This is a genomic window from Microbacterium sp., from assembly GCF_049661145.1.
GTDB lineage: Bacteria > Actinomycetota > Actinomycetes > Actinomycetales > Microbacteriaceae > Microbacterium.
This window is the reverse complement of record NZ_JBASZT010000172.1, coordinates 1-2,007: the sequence shown is the minus strand read 5'-3', so window position 1 is coordinate 2,007 and position 2,007 is coordinate 1. Positions and strand designations below refer to the sequence as shown.

At 71.2% G+C, this 2,007-nt stretch carries 2 protein-coding genes; one reads left to right on the top strand and one right to left on the bottom strand.

Going from position 1 to position 2,007, the window contains the following annotated elements; genetic code table 11:
* Positions 1-1,243: glycosyltransferase (locus WBP48_RS07705; RefSeq protein ID WP_424438491.1), on the bottom strand; the 1,243-nt coding region annotated here is incomplete at its 3' end.
* A 68-nt stretch (positions 1,244-1,311) separates the two neighbouring features.
* On the opposite strand from WBP48_RS07705, the gene WBP48_RS07700 reads away from it, so the two are divergent.
* Positions 1,312-1,932 (top strand): TetR/AcrR family transcriptional regulator, encoded by a 621-nt coding sequence (locus WBP48_RS07700; RefSeq protein ID WP_424438488.1) that lies wholly within the window; start codon positions 1,312-1,314, stop codon positions 1,930-1,932.
* The last annotated feature ends 75 nt before the right edge of the window (positions 1,933-2,007 follow it).

Here is a 2,007-nt window from a genome sequence, read left to right as displayed (position 1 = left end):
CGGCGGTGCCGATGCGGGCGGCGTGGGCGCGGAAGGACGACTCGCGCAGCAGACGGTCGACGGATTCCGCGATCGCGCGCTCCGAGAGCCGCCCCCGCCGCGGGCGCAGGCGCAGCCCCGCACCGCTCCACGCGACCCTCGCGGACACTTCGGACTTGTCTTCCGTGTTGCCGGTCGCGAGGATGGGCACCCCGTGTGCGAGCGCGAAGTGCACGCCACCGTACCCGGCATTCGTGACGAACGCCGCCAGGCGAGGGAACAGCAGGTCATACGGTAGATACGGGGCGATGCGAGCGTTGGACGGAAGACCACCCTGCGGCATCTCGCGACCGCCCGTCGAGGCGACGACCAGCACGTCGCGGTCGGCCAGGGCGCGCAGTGTCGGCATGACGAGGTCCTCGAGGTCGCCGTTGGCCACGGTTCCTTGCGTGACGTGCACCACGGGGCGCGCACCGTCGAGGTCATCCCACCACGCCGGCAGGGCGGAGGTCGCGTCGTTCGTCTCGCTCGAAGACGCACCGAGCGAGACCGGGCCGACGAAGTGCACGGGTGTCGTGAGGTCTGAGCGGGGGTACTCGAACTCCGCGACACTGAACTGCACGACGGCATCCGCGAGCGCCGGGTAGTTCATGGCGGGCGTCAGCAGCTCACCACCCGTCGTCTCGCGCACGATCCGCTCCGCCGCACGCTGCAGGTCGGCGAAGACGAGCCGATCGGTCGTCCACGTCAGCATCCCGTTGCGCAGCCGACCGAGCGGACCGGGCAGAGGGGGGATGCCGAGGGCGAAAGGAGCGGTGTCGCGGCTGCGCAGCCCGAGCGGCACGATGCCGAGGCTGAGCACCGGCGGCCGTGCGCCGGAGGGTCGGCACAGCAGCAGCATCCCGCCGAAGAACAGTGCTTCCGTGAGCACGGCGTCGGCCTGCTGAAGGCGCAGCTGCTCGTCGATGGCACGCAGCTGCGCCGGGGCCGGCTCGAGGAAGATGTGCTGGAGATCCCACTTCGCTCCCGCGACGCCGGTGCGTCCCACGCGGCCGGGGAAGGCGGCATCCATATCGCGGTCGTCGTAGTCGGCTTCCGCGGGCAGCGGCACGAACCGCGCGCCGGCCGCTTCGACGGCGCGCTGGTATCGGGCGCCGGTGAGAAAGCGCACGTCGTGGCCGGCGGACGTCAGCGCGCGAGTCACCGCGAGGAGCGGAGTGATGTGACCGTGGACGGGAGTACTGCAGACGAGGAGCGAAGACACGGGGCAACCTTCCATGTAGGATGTTGAAAGCACCTGTGAAGTATTCACCACACTCTTAGGAAAGTCAAATGTCTCGTTACGTCTCTCCGTTGCGCGAAGCGCAGGCCGCGCAGACGCGCGCCCGCATCCTCGAGGCGGCGGGTGCCGAGTTCGGCGAATCCGGCTACGGCGGCACCGCGCTGTCGGCGATCGCCCGGAGGGCGGGCGTGTCACTGGAGACCGTGAAGCAGAACGGCCCCAAGGCCGCGCTGCTGCTCGCCGCGTTCGACCACGCCTTCTCGCAGGCCGAGGGGGACGGCCCCCTGCACGCCCGCGAGTTGGGCGCGCAGGCGGCCACGCTGCCCGGCGAGGAACTGCTGGCGTTTCAGCTGAGCTTCGTCGCCGACGCCAACGCGCGCGTCGCGGGGCTGTGGCCGAGACTGCTCGACGCGGCGGGCGATCCCGAGGTCGGGCGGCGCCTCGCGGAGTTGCAGCGCAATCGCCGCTCCGACATGCGCACCACGATCGCGCTGTATCGCGCGACGGGTCTGTGCACGAGTTCCCGCGACGACGAGGAACTGGCCGAAGAGCTTTCGTTCCTCATCTCGCCCGAAAGCTACACGCAGCTGGTGGTGGATGCCGGCTGGCCCGCCGCCGCGTACCGGGCCTGGCTCGAACGCGCCATCCGCCGGCTGATCCTCGTCGACTGAGTGCGCAGCGCCGCCGGCGGCCCCCGGTCGCCCCGGTCGCCCCGGTCACCACGGTCGCCCCGCGAGGCCCGGTCG